The sequence below is a fragment of the Corallococcus terminator genome (assembly GCF_003611635.1).
Taxonomy (GTDB): Bacteria; Myxococcota; Myxococcia; order Myxococcales; family Myxococcaceae; genus Corallococcus; species Corallococcus terminator.
This window is the reverse complement of sequence record NZ_RAVZ01000272.1, coordinates 1-13,796: the sequence shown is the minus strand read 5'-3', so window position 1 is coordinate 13,796 and position 13,796 is coordinate 1. Positions and strand designations below refer to the sequence as shown.

The following is a 13,796-nucleotide window of genomic DNA, read 5'->3' as shown; positions in this document are numbered from 1 at the left end:
GGGTGGAGGGGGGCGGTGCTCGCCGTGGTGCTCGCGGGCTGTGGCGCGGGGTTCGATGATTCCGGGGAAGAGGACAGGGCTGACGGTTCGCGGACGTGGCACCGCGCCTCCAGCGTCCCGGTGCTGTCAGGTGGCACGCGTCAGGCGCAGTGGTTCACCGGCCCCGGCGAAGAGACGGCGGGCGGCGTGGCGCATGACGGCGATGGCCACCGGCTGGTCGCCGCGAACTTCCAGGGGCGCCTGTCGGATTCCGTGGGCAGATTCGGCACGTCCACGACGCGGGCCTGCGCGCTGACGAAGTACCGCCCGGATGGGCAGCGGGTGTGGACTCGCATCGTGCCGGCCCCGGTGTCGGCGCTCACCACCAACCGGGAGCGGCACGTCCTCATCACCGGCGTCTTCGAGGGGAGCATCGACCTGGGCGGCGGTCCGCTCACCGCGGGCGACTTCCTGACGGGCCTCTTCTTCGCGGAGTTCGACGCGGCAGGAAACCACGTCTGGTCCAGGGCCTATCCGTTGGAGTTCTTCAGCTTCTTCGGCGCCCGTGCGCTCGTCACGGACGGCGAGGGGAACATCGCCGTCGCGGGCCTGCTGCGGGGCGGCATCTACTTCGACAAGCGCTACGTGGTGGCCGACAGCGCGCCGGTCCTCCTCCGGCTTTCCCCCGAAGGACGCTTCCAGTGGTCCTACGTCGAACAGCCCTCCTTCGGTGAGTCGGGGGGCGTCGCCGTGGACGAGGACGACCACCTCTACATGGCGGGGACCCTTCTCACGGACCTGTATCCTCCATTGGATCGCATCCCGTTCGTGAACCGGCTGTCCCCCACGGGCGTGCGGCGGTGGCAGCGGCGCGTGGACACCGTCAATGGACAGGGCCAGGGCGTGGCCGTGCATGGCAACCGCGTGGTGCTCACCGGCAGCTTCCTGGCGCCGCTCCGCTTCGCGGGGCAGACGTTCCGCCCGGTGCACGCGCAGGACGGATTCGTCGTCGCGTACACCCGCTCCGGGGATGAGCGCTGGGGACGGCAACTGGGCCTGGAGGGACTGGACGTCGCGATGGACCACCGCGACGACCTGGTCGTCGTGGGCCGCTACCAGCACGGAGATGACCTGGGCCGAGGGCCTGTCGAGGGCTCTCCCGGCAGTGACACCAACCTCTTCGCCGCGAAGTTCGACCGCATCGACGGCACGCTGCGCTGGACGCGCGGCTTCGCCATGGCCCACCCCACGGGCGTGTCGACCTTCGGGGACCGCTACCGCGTGTCGGTGGACGAGCAGGGAGGCACGGCGCTCCTGGGCGGCCTCATCGCACCCCTGGACGCCGGCCCCAGGACGCTCGCGCCCACGGACGTGCGCGACCTGTTCCTGCTGGACCTGAAGCCCTGACGTCTCCGGGCCCGGCTCACGGGCGGATGGCGACCTTGAGCACGCCGTCCTTGCGCTGGCTGAAGAGCTCGTAGGCGTCGCGGATGTCCTTGAGCGCGAAGCGGTGCGTGAACAGCGGCGTGAGGTCCACGCGCTTTGCCCGCACCATCTCCATGAGTCGCCGCATGCGCTCCTTGCCGCCGGGGCACAGCGTGGTGACGATGCGGTGGTCGCCCAGTCCAGCGGCGAAGGCGTCGTAGGGCATCTGCAGCTTGCCGGAGTACACGCCCAGGCTGGACAGCGTGCCGCCGGGGTGCAGCGTGCGCAGCGCGCTCTCGAAGGTCTGCTGCGTGCCCAGCGCCTCGATGGCCACGTCCACGCCGCCGCCGGTGAGGCGCTTCACCTCCGCCACCACGTCCTGGTTGCGGAAGTCGATGGCCACGTCCACGCCCAGCTTGCGCGCCATCGCCAGACGCGTCTCGTCCCCATCCACGCCGATGACGAGCGACGCGCCCATGAGCCGCGCGCCCACGGAGGCGCACAGTCCGATGGGCCCCTGCGCGAAGACCACCACCGCGTCTCCGATGCGCACCCCTCCGGACTCCGCGCCGCTGAAGCCCGTGGAGGCGATGTCCGCCAGCAGCAGCACCTGTTCGTCCTTCAGCTCATCCGGGATGGGGGCCAGGTTGGCCTGCGCGAAGGGCACGCGCACGTACTCCGCCTGCACGCCGTTCATCGTGTTGCCCAGCCGCCAGCCGCCCGCGGCCTCGATGCCGGAGCCGTGTCCGCACTGGGCTGGGTGGCCCCCCAGGCAGCCCCGGCACTGACCGCACGGCGTGATGGCGCCCACCAGCACGCGGTCACCCACCCGGTAGCCGGTGACGCCCTCGCCCAGCTCATCGATGACGCCCACCATCTCGTGGCCCACGGTCAGCCCTGGCTTCACCGGGTACTCGCCCTTGACGATGTGCACGTCGGTGCCACAGAGGGTGGTGAGCGTCACCCGGACAATGGCTTCGCCCACGCGGGCCTTCGGATGTTCGACCTCCTCCACGCCCACCTGGTTGACGCCTCGAAACACGGTTGCTCGCATGGAACGGCTCCTGGCGCGTGCGCGCCGGATGGATCCCCAGCACGGCTCAGGTGGTGTCGGGCCCCCGGGGGATGCGAAGGCTGGCCACCGGGTGCTTCACGCGCGCGGCATCCGCACCGTCACCGCAGGGCGGTCGCTGCGGGCCATCACCTGCTGGGCCACCGAGCCCAGGACGACCCGGCCCACGCCGCCCCGGCCATGGGTTCCCAGGCAGAGCAGGTCCACGCCATACCGCTCGGCGGCCTGGGTGATGACCCCGGCCACGTCGTCGCCGGTCAGCACCGACAGCTTCACCTGGTGGTCCCCTTCGTGCTCCGAGCGGGGCACGCGCTTCTCCAACTGGTGTCGGGCCTCCTGGAGCTGCTCCGGCGTCGCCCGCGCGGGTTCGACGTGCAGCAGGTGCACCGTGCCCCCGGGAGGCGTCAGCGCGAACGCATACGCGATGGCGCGGTCCCCCGCCGCCAGGAAGTCCGTGGTCGCCAGCACCGTGCGCACCCGGGGTGGCTCCTCTCCCATGCCCTGTTCGGTGGCGGGCACGGGCACGCTCACCACCGACATGGGGGCCAGTCGCCGGGCGTGGTGCGACACGCTCCACAGCCGCGCGAGCGCCTTGCGGTGGTGCGTGCCCACCACCAGCAGGTCCACCTGCTCATCGGTGGCCATCGCGACCAGGTGATCCGCGATGCGGCCCAGGCCCGGCTCCAGCCGCACGCGCACCGTCACGTCCTCACCGCGCAGCGGCTCCAGCAGGGTGGACACCTCCCGCGTCAGGGCTTCGCGCAGCTCGTCCGACACGTCCTTGTAGCTGTGCGGATGCACCAGCCCCAGGCGCTCGGCTTCCTCGGAGGCCCAGAACACCCGGCCGCCCACCACCTCCATCGGTCCGAATCGCTCAAGCTCCTTCACCCAATCCCGCGCGGCCTCGGAAGGCCGGGAGCGGTCCACCCCCAGCATCACCTTCAGGGGACGCTCGCAGCGCGCCCACGCTTCCAGGGCGGAGCCATCCCGGACCACCAGCAGGGGCACCTCCAGGGCCTGCGCCATCCGGTCCACGGTGCCCCCCAGGCCCAGGAAGGGCGTGTCCTTGCGAGGCGCGGCGACCACCACTCCCTGGAGGCCGCGCTGCACCACCAGCTCCGCCAGGGCCTTCTCCGGCTCACCCGTGAGCAGGACCCGGTCGACGGCCACGCCTCCCAGGGCCTCCAGCCGCCGGCCCTCCTCCAGCAACGCGGCCTGCGTGGCCTCCCAGATGGGCTGACCGAGCGTCCGGACGGCGTTGGCGGGAAGCACGTGGACCAGGCACAGGGAGACGCCCATCCGCCGGGCGAGGAGGACCGCCGTCTCACTGGCACGCCGGGACGTGTCGGTGAGCAGGGTGGCGCAGGCGATGGTCATGGGAAGGCCTCCGTGTGGCGGATGTCTTTGAAGCTAGCCATCCCCCGGGGCCCTCATCGCCCGAGGGGAGGCAGGCACGGGCGCGTGTCGGGCCTCCTGCTCGCAGGGGACGCGCGCGTCAGGCGGGCAGCCGGGCCCGGCCCCTGGGAAGGGAGTCGTCCCGGCCGGTCCGTCTGGCGCTTCGCGAGCGCAGCCACTTCTCCAACCCCACGACGGGCAGCACCACGGCGCCGGCCAGCACGGAGCGGGCAATGTCCCCGAGCGACAGCGGCGCGGTGCCGAAGAGGCGCTGGAAGAAGGGCACGTACATGAAGGCGGCCTGGAGCAGCACCAGCGTGGCGATGCCCACGAAGACGGTGCGGTTGCTGAACAGGCCCACCTCGCGCATCGAACCGCTCAGCGTGCGGCACAGCCACAGGTAGAAGATTTGAAAGCTGATGACGGTGTTGACCGCCATCGTCTGGGCCTCGGCCAGGGGCCTGGGGTCCAGCGAGGCGTGGGCCCCGCCCTGACGCGAGAACTCCCAGAGGAACAGGCCAATGGCCCCCGCCGCCATCAGCAGCGCGACGAGCCCCGTGCGCATCACCACGAAGTGGTTGAGCACCGGGGCGTCGGGAGCGCGCGGTGGGCGGCACATGACGTGGCGCTCGCGGGCCTCGAAGGCGAGCGGCAGCGCCAGCGTGACGGTGGCCACCAGGTTGATCCACAAGAGCTGCGTGGGGCGCATGGCCATCAGCGGCACGTGCACGCCCGCGGCCTGCTGGATGGGGAAGAAGGCCACGCCCATGAGGAGGATGAGCGCGAGTCCCAGGTTGGTGGGCAGCACGAAGGCCAGGGACTTGATGAGGTTGTCGTAGACGCGGCGGCCCTCCTCCACGGCGGAGACGATGGTGGCGAAGTTGTCGTCCGTCAGCACCAGGTCCGCCGCCTCGCGGGACACCGCCGTGCCGGTGATGCCCATGGCCACGCCGATGTTCGCCTGCTTGAGCGCGGGGGCGTCGTTGACGCCGTCGCCCGTCATCGCCACCACGTGGCCCTTCGCCTGGAGCGCGCGCACCAGGCGCAGCTTGTGTTCGGGGGCCACGCGCGCGAACACGTTCGTGTCCATCACCGCCCGGGTCAGGGTCGCGTCGTCCAGTTCGGACAGGCGCGCGCCGGTGAGGCCCGAACGCCCCGGGGTGTGGAGGCCCAACTGGATGCCAATGGCCTCCGCCGTGGCCAGGTGGTCCCCGGTCATCATCTTCACGCGGATGCCGGCGGTGTGGCAGCCCTTCACCGCCTCCACGGCCTCCTCGCGGGGCGGGTCGATCATCCCCTGCAAGCCCAGCAGTCTGAAGCCGTCCTCCACGTCGCGAAGCGGGAGGGACGTGGCTCCGGGCGCGTCCTTGCGCGCGACCGCGAGCACGCGCATCCCCTGCCGGGCCATGCGTTCGACCTCCGCCAGCACGCCGTCCGCGTCCGTCTGAGGCGTGCAGCGGCGCAGCACCACCTCCGGCGCGCCCTTGAGGAAGATGAACAGTTCGCGGCCGTCCGCTCCGTCCGCGTGGAGCGTGGCCATGAACTGCTGCTCCGATTCGAAGGGGATGGCGTCCAGGCGGGGATGGCGTGCGCGCAGGTCACTCACGCCCAGGCCCACCTTCTCCGCGGCCACCAGCAGCGCGCCCTCGGTGGGGTCGCCGGTCATCCGCCAGCGCCCTTCCTGGGACTGGAGCGAGGCTTCGTTGCACAGCACGCCCGCGACCAGCAGCGCGCGCACGTCGTCGGGCGGTGTGTCCTGGAGCTGTCCCTCGCTCAGGAGCTGCCCCGCGGGCGCGTACCCCACGCCAGTGAGCTCATGGTGCCCACGCGGGGTCCACAGCGCGCGCACGGTCATCTCGTTGCGGGTGAGGGTGCCCGTCTTGTCGGTGCAGATGACGGTGGTGCTGCCCAGCGTCTCCACCGCGGGAAGCTTGCGGATGACGGCGCGGCGGGTCGCCATGCGTTGCACGCCAATGGCCAGGGCGATGGTGACGATGGCGGGCAACCCTTCCGGGATGGCGGCCACCGCCAGGGTGATGGACACCAGCACGGCGTCGCTGAACGTGTACCCGCGCAAGAGCCCCACGACGAGCAGCACGGCGGACAGCACGACGATGCCCAGCGTGATGAGCCGTCCCAGCCGCGCCAGCTCCTGCGTGAGCGGCGTGGTCAGGTCGGCGGTCTGATCCAGCAGGTGGGAGATGCGGCCCAGCTCGGTGGCGCTCCCCGTGGCGACCACCACCGCGGTCGTCGTTCCGGAGGTCACCAGGGTGCCTCCGAACGCGAGGCTCGCGCGGTCCCCCAGCTCCGCGTCCCCGGCGACGGCCACGGAGTGCTTGCTGGAGGGGACGGACTCCCCGGTGAGGGCGGCCTCCTCCACCTGGAGGTTGCGGGAGTGCAACAGGCGCAGGTCCGCGGGCACGCGGTCGCCGGACGCGAGTCGCACCACGTCGCCGGGCACCAGCTTCCAGGCAGGCAGGGCCACCGGGCGGCCGTCGCGCACCACGGTGGTGGACTCCGGCACCATGTGGCCCAGCGCCTCGATGGCCTTGCCCGCGCGGTACTCCTGCACGAAGCCGATGAGCGTGTTGAGCACCACGACGGCGGCCACCACCAGCCCGTCGGTCACCTTGCCCAGCAGGATGGCCAGCACGGAGGAGGCGATGAGCACCCAGATGAGCGGGCTGTTGATCTGCCGCCACAGCAGCTTCCATGCACTGTCGCCGCGCTCGCGCTTCAGTTCGTTGGGGCCGAAGCGCGCCAGGCGTTCCCGGGCCGCCTCCTCCGTGAGCCCCTCGGCGGTGCTGGACAGCCGCTCCAGCACCGCCTCGGGAGGCAGGGCGTGCCACGGCACGGGTGGCGCTTCACCACCCTGGATGCCCGGCTGCCCCCGGGTACGTGGCCCCTGCTGCATGGCGTGCCTCCCGGGAGGAAGGTGGCAACGCCGGGGCCATGAGACCCGGAGGGCCGTCGGCAAGGAAGCCCGGCCGCCCTGAGGGCTTCTGGGACCGTGGGCTCAGGGCGTGAAGGTCAGCGTGTAGTTGGTGGCCGTGCCTGTATCGAGCTCCCGGTAGCCGAGGCTGCGCGCGTTGGTGTTGCAGATGTTGTCGCAGTAGTTGAAGGCGGATTGCGGCGTGCACGTGGAGTAGACGCCAGTCCAGACCTTCCCACCTCCCTCGGCGTAGTAATACGAGTAGCGGCCCGGGAGGTTGGGCCCGAAGACAACCTTGCATTCACCCGGGTTCAGGCTCCACCAGCCCTGCTTCTGCCAGGGATTGCCGCCCGTGGGGTCACACGACGGCGCATACCACTGGTACGTGGTCCAGAGCGTGACGCTGGTGCCATTGCAGTACTGCATCCACGCGTGGGCCTGACCCGAAATGCCCAGCCCCAAAGCCAACGCCATCGCCGCCGCGAATTTTTGATTCGACACATGAACCTCCTTGGAAGGTGACGCGATGCCGGGGGGAGCTACCTGGGGGAACGCCGGGGGCCGTCGGAGCCCGTGAGTCCGGGGGACTCGGGCCGCGCCGCTTCCACGCCCGCGGAGATGCGCACGTGGGGCGCGGAGTCCGGAGCGATGACGTACTTCACCGGCACCGCGGTCACGGGCGCGGAGGTCCGCGTGGCCGCCAGCTCCTGTTCGGAGGGGCGGTCCTGCGACGGCGCGGCCTGGAGCGAAGCGGGCGACGGCGACGGGGCTTCTTCCCGGGCACCGTCACCGCAGCCCACCGTCAGCGCTGTCAGGCCCAGGGCCATGAACGTTGCATGCTTCTTCATTGTGCCGCCTCCATTGGAAATGCAGCCCCACCGCGGGCTGTCATTGGCATTTACTCCGGCGTCTTTCTTTATTCGTCCGCCCAAATCCTTTCGCTGGCCCTGGATGTTTGTGAATTGGTTGGACTTCAGGGGAAGGCTGGATTTTCAGGTTGAAGGCGGGAATGGTGGAAGGGCAGGCACGTCCCGCCCTGCGCATCCACAAGGAGCCGACCATGTTGATGAAGAACGCCCTGGGGGCATGCATCGCCGCCCTGTTCGTCACCGCTTGCGGAGGAATGCCGACCGAGGAGGAGGTTGCCGATTCCTCGCCCGTGTCCCAGGAGCAGGGTGTGGAGAAGTCCTGGAGGCCCTGTACGGGGCGGGAGAGTTTCGTCCGCTATTTCTACAGCGATGCCGCGATGTCCTCGACCGTGGGACGCCACGAGTGCACCTGCAATGGCACGACCTACGTGACTGGGACGACGTCCCAGTACTACGAGCACAGCGGCTTCAGGACCTGTCCCCGGTAGGCCCGGGAGGGCGCAGGGCCCTTCCGCGACCGGCGGAAGGGTGTTCCTCCTTGGGGGCACTTGCTCCCACCCCCCTTGGATCCGTGACGGCAGGCAGGCAGGCGAGGCAAGCGGGCGGGTGTCCTCCAGGGCACCTCCCCGTGCGACCGCCGCCGGCCTGGGGGCCGGCAATCTCCCTTTGAAATTCGGGGCGCCTTCCCGTAGTTTCCCCCGCGACTTCGAGGAGCGTTGCGAGGCCCTCCCGGCCCCAGGCTCGAAGCCGACTGACCCAACGGCGCTCACCTGTACGCGTTTCTGGCGAGGGTGAGTCCGGCCGCTGGGCCTGATGTCCTCTCTCGCCAGGACGGCGCGCCACCTGGACCCGGAGCCATTCCATGACCGCAGCCACCCCGCAGAAGAAGCAGGATTACGCCGTCGCCGACCTCAAGCTCGCGAGCTGGGGCCGCAAGGAGATCCGCATCGCCGAGAGCGAGATGCCCGCGCTCATGGCCATCCGTGACGAGTACGCGAAGCAGCAGCCGCTCAAGGGCGCGCGCGTGACGGGCTCGTTGCACATGACCATCCAGACGGCCGTGCTGGTGGAGACCCTCCAGGCGCTGGGCGCGGAAGTCCGCTGGGCGTCGTGCAACATCTTCTCCACCCAGGACCACGCGGCCGCCGCGCTGGTGGAGGCCGGCACGCCGGTGTTCGCGCACAAGGGCGAGTCCCTCAAGGAGTACTGGGACTTCACCCACCGCATCTTCGAGTTCGGCCCCGCCGGCAGCGACCACGAGGGTCCGAACATGATCCTCGACGACGGCGGCGACGCCACGCTGCTCATGCACCTGGGCAAGCGCGCGGAGAAGGACCTGGGCGTCATCGCCAACCCGGAGAGCGAGGAGGAGCGTGAGCTGTACGCCTCCATCAAGGCCAAGCTCGCGGAGGACGCGACCTGGTACTCGCGCAAGAGCGCCAAGATTCTGGGCGTCACCGAGGAGACCACCACGGGCGTGCACCGCCTGCAGGAGATGTCCGTCAAGGGCACGCTCCTGTTCCGCGCCATCAACGTCAACGACAGCGTGACGAAGAGCAAGTTCGACAACCTGTACGGCTGCCGCGAGTCCCTGGTGGACGGCATCAAGCGCGCCACGGACGTGATGATCGCCGGGAAGATCGCCGTCGTCGCCGGCTACGGCGATGTCGGCAAGGGCTCCGCGCAGGCGCTGCGCGCGCTGTCCGCCCAGGTGTGGGTGACGGAAATCGACCCCATCTGCGCGCTCCAGGCCGCGATGGAGGGCTACCGGGTCGTGACGATGGACTACGCCGCGGACAAGGCGGACATCTTCGTCACCGCGACGGGCAACAAGAGCGTCATCACCCACGCCCACATGGCCAAGATGAAGGACCAGGCCATCGTCTGCAACATCGGTCACTTCGACAATGAGATCGAAGTCGCCTCCCTGGAGAAGTACCAGTGGGAGGAGATCAAGCCCCAGGTCGACCACGTCATCTTCCCGGACAACAAGCGCATCATCCTGCTCGCCAAGGGCCGGCTGGTGAACCTGGGCTGCGGCACCGGCCACCCCAGCTACGTGATGTCCAGCTCGTTCGCGAACCAGACCATCGCGCAGATCGAGCTGTACTCGCACAGCGACAAGTACCAGGTGGGCAAGGTGTACGTGCTGCCCAAGCACCTGGATGAGAAGGTCGCCCGCCTCCAGCTCAAGAAGCTCAACGCGCAGCTCACGGAGCTGACGCCGGAGCAGGCCAACTACATCGGCGTGGAGAAGTCCGGTCCCTACAAGCAGGACACCTACCGCTACTAATCGCGGCCGGCGTCCGTGACACCCGGGGCACCGTGGGCCATGTCGCCCGCGGTGCCCTTCGTCGTTCCAGGGGCCCTCAGAACAGGCGGTTGAGGCCGTTGAGCGCGGCGACGCGGTAGGCCTCCGCCATGGTGGGGTAGTTGAACGTGGTGTTGATGAAGTAGTCGATGCTGTTGCCCGGCCCTTCCTGCGTCATGATGGCCTGGCCGATGTGGATGATTTCGGAGGCGTTGTCCCCGAAGCAGTGGATGCCCAAGATCTCCCGGGTCTCCCGCTGGAAGAGCAGCTTCAGCATGCCCACGGTGCGGCCCGTAATCTGCGCGCGCGCCAGGCTCTTGAAGAAGGCGTGGCCGACTTCGTAGGGGACACCCGCCTGGGTGAGCTCGCGCTCGGTGCGGCCCAGGCTGCTGATTTCGGGGCTGGTGTAGATGCCGGTGGGGATGTCCTTGACCAGCTTGTGCTCCAGCCGCCCCTCCACGATGTGCGTGGCGGCGAAGCGGCCCTGGTCATAGGAGGCGCTCGCCAGGGACGGGGCGCCCACCACGTCCCCCACCGCGTAGATGTGGGGCACGGACGTCTGGTACGCGTCGTTCACCTGGATGCAGCCGCGCGAATCCACCGCGATGCCCAGCGCTTCCAGGCCCAGGTCCTGGCTGTTGCCGGAGCGGCCGTTGGCCCAGAGGAAGACGTCGGCCTTGAGCCGCTTGCCGCTCTTCAGGTGCAGCACCACGCCGTTGTCGTGGGCCTCCACCTGCGTCATCTCCTCCTGGTGGCGGATGAGCACGCCCTGTTCGCGCAGGTGGTAGGAGAGGGCGTCGGAGATTTCGTCGTCCAGGAACGACAGCAGCCGGTCGCGCGTGTTCACCAGGTCCACCTTCACGCCGAGCATCCGGAACATGGAGGCGTACTCGCAGCCGATGACGCCCGCGCCGTAGATGATCATCGACAGCGGGGACTCGCGCAGCCGCAGGATGGTGTCCGAGTCGAAGATGCGCGGGTGGCGGAAGTCCACGCCCTTGGGGTGGTAGGGCCGGGAGCCGGTGGCCACGACGAAGGCCCCGGCCGTCATCAGCTCCACGGAGCCGCGGGGCTCCGTCACCTCCACCGTGTGCGCGTCCCGGAATCTCGCGCGGCCCACCACCAGCTCCACGCGGTTGCGCTCGTAGAAGGTGCTGCGCAACTGCACCTGCTTGGACACCACCGTGGTGGCCGCGCGCATCATGTCCTTGAGCGTGGTGTGCCGCGCCAGCTCCGCGCGCAGCTCCGGGTGGTCCTGCTGCACGTCCATGAGGCGCTGGATGGCGTGGCGCAGCGCCTTGGAGGGGATGGTGGCCGTGTGGGTGCAGGCGCCGCCCACCAGGGGGCTCTCTTCCACGGAGCACACCCGGCGGCCGGACTTCACCGCCTTCATCGAAGCGCCTTCACCGCCCGGACCGGAGCCGAGGACCACCACGTCGAACTGCCGAGCACTCATGGGGCGGGAGTGTTTCCCCACCCCGGCCCCGAGGAAAGAAAGCTGCCTCGGGGCCGGGCCTGCCTGCTTCCTCAGGGCGAGTAGACGGCCTTCAGTTGCACGCTTTCGTAGGCGGCGTAGCCCCGGAGCATCACGTGGTAGGTGCCCGCGGCCGGGAGGTTGATGCGGCACTGGTCGATGTTCCCCCCGACGTAGCCCCGGCAGTCGTAGAGGATTTCGGTCGGCTGCGTGTCCTTGCGGACGTACAGGTCGGCGTCACCCGTACCGCCGGTGGTGGTCACGTCCAGGTAGGACTGGCCCGACGGCACGACGATGGTCCAGTAGCTCAGGGAGCCCGCAGCGCCCGACAGGTTGGTCACCGCCTGGTTGTTCCTCAGCACCGTGCTACCGCCGCCGCTGCCAGTCGTATAGACGCCGCGCAGGGTCACCCCGGAGAGGGTTCCGGACTGGGACGAGTTGTAGACGCGCACGTGCCAGATGCCCGCCGTGGGCGAGGCAAGGGTGCAGGTCTGGGAGTTCGTGCAGTCGTAGGACGACGGCGTGGGCGCACTGCCGCGCTTCACGTAGAGCTGGCTTGAGGCCCCGGAGCCTCCGTACTTCGAGAACACGACCTGGGTCGCTCCCGCCGGCACGGTGAGAGTGTAGTCACAGGAGAGGGTGCCGGCGGCGGCCCCCACGTTGTACACGGGCGAGTCGTTGAGGAGCTCGCTGGTGGAGGTGCAGCCCGGATAGCCGGTGATGGAGTAGCTGGCCGTCAGGCTCGCTCCGGAGAAGGTGCCCTGGCCATACATCCGCGCGTAGTAGATGCCGGGCTGGGTCGTGGTCAGGGTGCAGGTCTCCGTGTTGGAGTATCCGGAGGACTTGCAGTCGTACGTGGTCTCGTTCGGAGAGGAGCCCCGGCGCACGTACAGGTCGCCGTTGCCAGAGCCCCCGCCGGTGACGAACTGCACGCTCGTCACGCCCGTGGGGACGGAGAACACATAGATGCAGGACCAGCTCCCCGCCGACGTGCCGATATTGCCCACCGGGACGCCGTTGGTCAGGGTGGTGCTGCTGGTGCAGCCCGCCGAACCCGACGGCGTGTAGGCGCCCGTCAGCTTCACGCCCGTGAAGGCGGAGTAGCCGTAGACCTTCACGTAGTACGTGCCGGCCTGCGCGGTGGGGATGGCGCAGGACTCCGCGCTGTTGCTCCCATTGGAAAGACAGTCATGCACGCCCGACGTCGGCTCCGCGCCATACTTCACGTACAGGTCCGCGTCTCCCGTCCCGGTGGTGCCGGTGTCGAAGCGGAGGTTCACGGCACCCGCCGGAACCGTCAGCGTATAGGTGCAGGACCACTCCCCCGTGTTCGCGGAGAGGTTGCTCACCGGGGTGTTGCTGGTGAGCGGAATGGGCCCCGTGCAGCCCGCGAGCGCGAACACCCGCTCCGTCGGAGGCGGGCCCTTCTCCTTCACCGGGGCCTGCTCCTCCTCCCCTCCGGTTTCGAGGGCCTCCTCTTCCAGCCCCGCTCCGCAGCCCGTCAGTGCCACCGTCAGCCATGCAGCGGCGAAGGCCTTCCATGCGAGACGCTTCAAGGGTTGCTCCTTTTTTGAGAAATCGTTGCGCCCGAGGCCGCGAAAAACTGTCGCCGCAAGCCTTCAGACAAGGAGCAACCTAGCAGTCGTGTCTGACATGGATTCATACCCGGAGTGGGTGGAATCCAGCGCGGTTCAGGACGCGGAGAACAGGCTGGCGCCGCTCATCAGGCGCTTGCGGACGGCGCGGGTGTCCAGCTTGATGAGTGCTTCGGGCGACTCCTCCGCCTGCTCTTCCTGCGAGAGCGAATCCCACTCCTCGGTGTCGAGCACCTCCGGGACCACGAGCGTGCGCAGGTCGGGCTGCTTCGGGGGCTTGATGGGCGTGCGCCCGTGCATCACGTAGTGCGTGAGGTGCTTCACGCGCAGCAGGGACGGGTCGCCAAAGAGGGTGAGCCACGCGCCCGAACCGGAGTCGAGCAGCTCCGCCTCCACGGCGCCCGCCACGTACGTGATGCTGTCCGCGGCCCGGCTGACGAGCGCTTCGCGCACGCGCAGCGTGCCGGTGCACACGAAGGAGAATCCGGCGTCCACGAAGAGGTTGCGGCAGGTGACGTCGCCGAACACGATGAGGACGCCGTCGTCGTGCTTGCCGGTCGACACGAGGACGTTGCCGTCGACCTCCAGGGGCCCCATGACGAGGGTGTAGGGATTGGATTGCATCCACGTCGCGGGGCCGGTGTGCTTCACCTGGGCGCGCTCGTCCCAGGGCTCCTCCACGTTGAGCGTGAGCAGGTTCCTGACGAACTCCTGGAGCTTCTCGGGGGCTGTCTGGAGTTGGGG

At 69.3% G+C, this 13,796-nt stretch carries 11 protein-coding genes and 1 riboswitch; of the genes, 3 read left to right on the top strand and 8 right to left on the bottom strand.

The genetic code is table 11. The features are described from left to right. Nucleotides 1-1,386: hypothetical protein (locus D7V88_RS30335; protein ID WP_341870728.1), on the top strand; the 1,386-nt coding region annotated here is incomplete at its 5' end. Nucleotides 1,387-1,402: 16 nt separating this feature from the next. On the opposite strand, the gene D7V88_RS30330 is transcribed toward D7V88_RS30335, so the two are convergent. From D7V88_RS30330 to D7V88_RS30310, 5 genes are all read right to left on the bottom strand, one after another. Further along, the gene (locus D7V88_RS30330; protein ID WP_120544110.1) at nucleotides 1,403-2,458 is read right to left on the bottom strand and encodes a zinc-binding dehydrogenase; all 1,056 of its coding nucleotides are present in this window, start codon (nucleotides 2,456-2,458) and stop codon (nucleotides 1,403-1,405) included. 96 nt (nucleotides 2,459-2,554) lie between these two features. Continuing rightward, nucleotides 2,555-3,853, bottom strand: coding sequence for a universal stress protein (locus tag D7V88_RS30325; RefSeq protein WP_120544109.1), 1,299 nt, complete (start codon nucleotides 3,851-3,853; stop codon nucleotides 2,555-2,557). A 118-nt stretch (nucleotides 3,854-3,971) separates the two neighbouring features. After that, complete coding sequence (locus tag D7V88_RS30320; RefSeq protein ID WP_120544108.1) at nucleotides 3,972-6,785, bottom strand: cation-translocating P-type ATPase; 2,814 nt, start codon at nucleotides 6,783-6,785, stop codon at nucleotides 3,972-3,974. 102 nt (nucleotides 6,786-6,887) lie between these two features. Further along, entirely contained in the window at nucleotides 6,888-7,304 is a 417-nt protein-coding gene (locus D7V88_RS30315) for a DUF1036 domain-containing protein (RefSeq protein WP_147448922.1), read from the bottom strand. A gap of 38 nt (nucleotides 7,305-7,342) precedes the next feature. After that, the gene (locus D7V88_RS30310; RefSeq protein WP_120544106.1) at nucleotides 7,343-7,651 is read right to left on the bottom strand and encodes a superantigen-like protein SSL4; all 309 of its coding nucleotides are present in this window, start codon (nucleotides 7,649-7,651) and stop codon (nucleotides 7,343-7,345) included. 149 nt (nucleotides 7,652-7,800) lie between these two features. On the opposite strand from D7V88_RS30310, the gene D7V88_RS30305 reads away from it, so the two are divergent. Both D7V88_RS30305 and ahcY read left to right on the top strand, forming a co-directional pair. Further along, entirely contained in the window at nucleotides 7,801-8,160 is a 360-nt protein-coding gene (locus D7V88_RS30305) for a hypothetical protein (protein ID WP_147448921.1), read from the top strand. Nucleotides 8,161-8,374: 214 nt separating this feature from the next. Continuing rightward, a riboswitch (S-adenosyl-L-homocysteine riboswitch) is annotated at nucleotides 8,375-8,447 on the top strand. A gap of 87 nt (nucleotides 8,448-8,534) precedes the next feature. After that, a complete protein-coding gene (gene ahcY, locus D7V88_RS30300; protein ID WP_120544104.1) occupies nucleotides 8,535-9,965 on the top strand; it encodes an adenosylhomocysteinase in 1,431 nt (476 codons plus the stop codon). A gap of 76 nt (nucleotides 9,966-10,041) precedes the next feature. Here the strand turns inward: ahcY and sthA are convergent, their stop codons facing one another. The 3 genes from sthA to D7V88_RS43210 all read right to left on the bottom strand — a co-directional run. Then, nucleotides 10,042-11,439, bottom strand: a complete 1,398-nt coding sequence (sthA, locus tag D7V88_RS30295) for a Si-specific NAD(P)(+) transhydrogenase (RefSeq protein WP_120544103.1) — start codon at nucleotides 11,437-11,439, stop codon at nucleotides 10,042-10,044. Nucleotides 11,440-11,510: 71 nt separating this feature from the next. Beyond that, nucleotides 11,511-13,013, bottom strand: coding sequence for a PPC domain-containing protein (locus tag D7V88_RS30290; RefSeq protein WP_120544102.1), 1,503 nt, complete (start codon nucleotides 13,011-13,013; stop codon nucleotides 11,511-11,513). Nucleotides 13,014-13,148: 135 nt separating this feature from the next. After that, nucleotides 13,149-13,796, bottom strand: a 648-nt coding sequence (locus tag D7V88_RS43210) for a hypothetical protein (protein ID WP_158625182.1), incomplete at its 5' end; no start/stop codon positions are given.

Bases quoted from the DNA above. Each gene is read 5' to 3' on its own strand.
- D7V88_RS30330 (WP_120544110.1), bottom strand. From the start codon at position 2,458: ATGCGAGCAACCGTGTTTCGAGGCGTCAACCAGGTGGGCGTGGAGGAG.
- D7V88_RS30325 (WP_120544109.1), bottom strand. From the start codon at position 3,853: ATGACCATCGCCTGCGCCACCCTGCTCACCGACACGTCCCGGCGTGCC.
- D7V88_RS30320 (WP_120544108.1), bottom strand. From the start codon at position 6,785: ATGCAGCAGGGGCCACGTACCCGGGGGCAGCCGGGCATCCAGGGTGGT.
- D7V88_RS30310 (WP_120544106.1), bottom strand. From the start codon at position 7,651: ATGAAGAAGCATGCAACGTTCATGGCCCTGGGCCTGACAGCGCTGACG.
- ahcY (WP_120544104.1), top strand. From the start codon at position 8,535: ATGACCGCAGCCACCCCGCAGAAGAAGCAGGATTACGCCGTCGCCGAC.
- sthA (WP_120544103.1), bottom strand. From the start codon at position 11,439: ATGAGTGCTCGGCAGTTCGACGTGGTGGTCCTCGGCTCCGGTCCGGGC.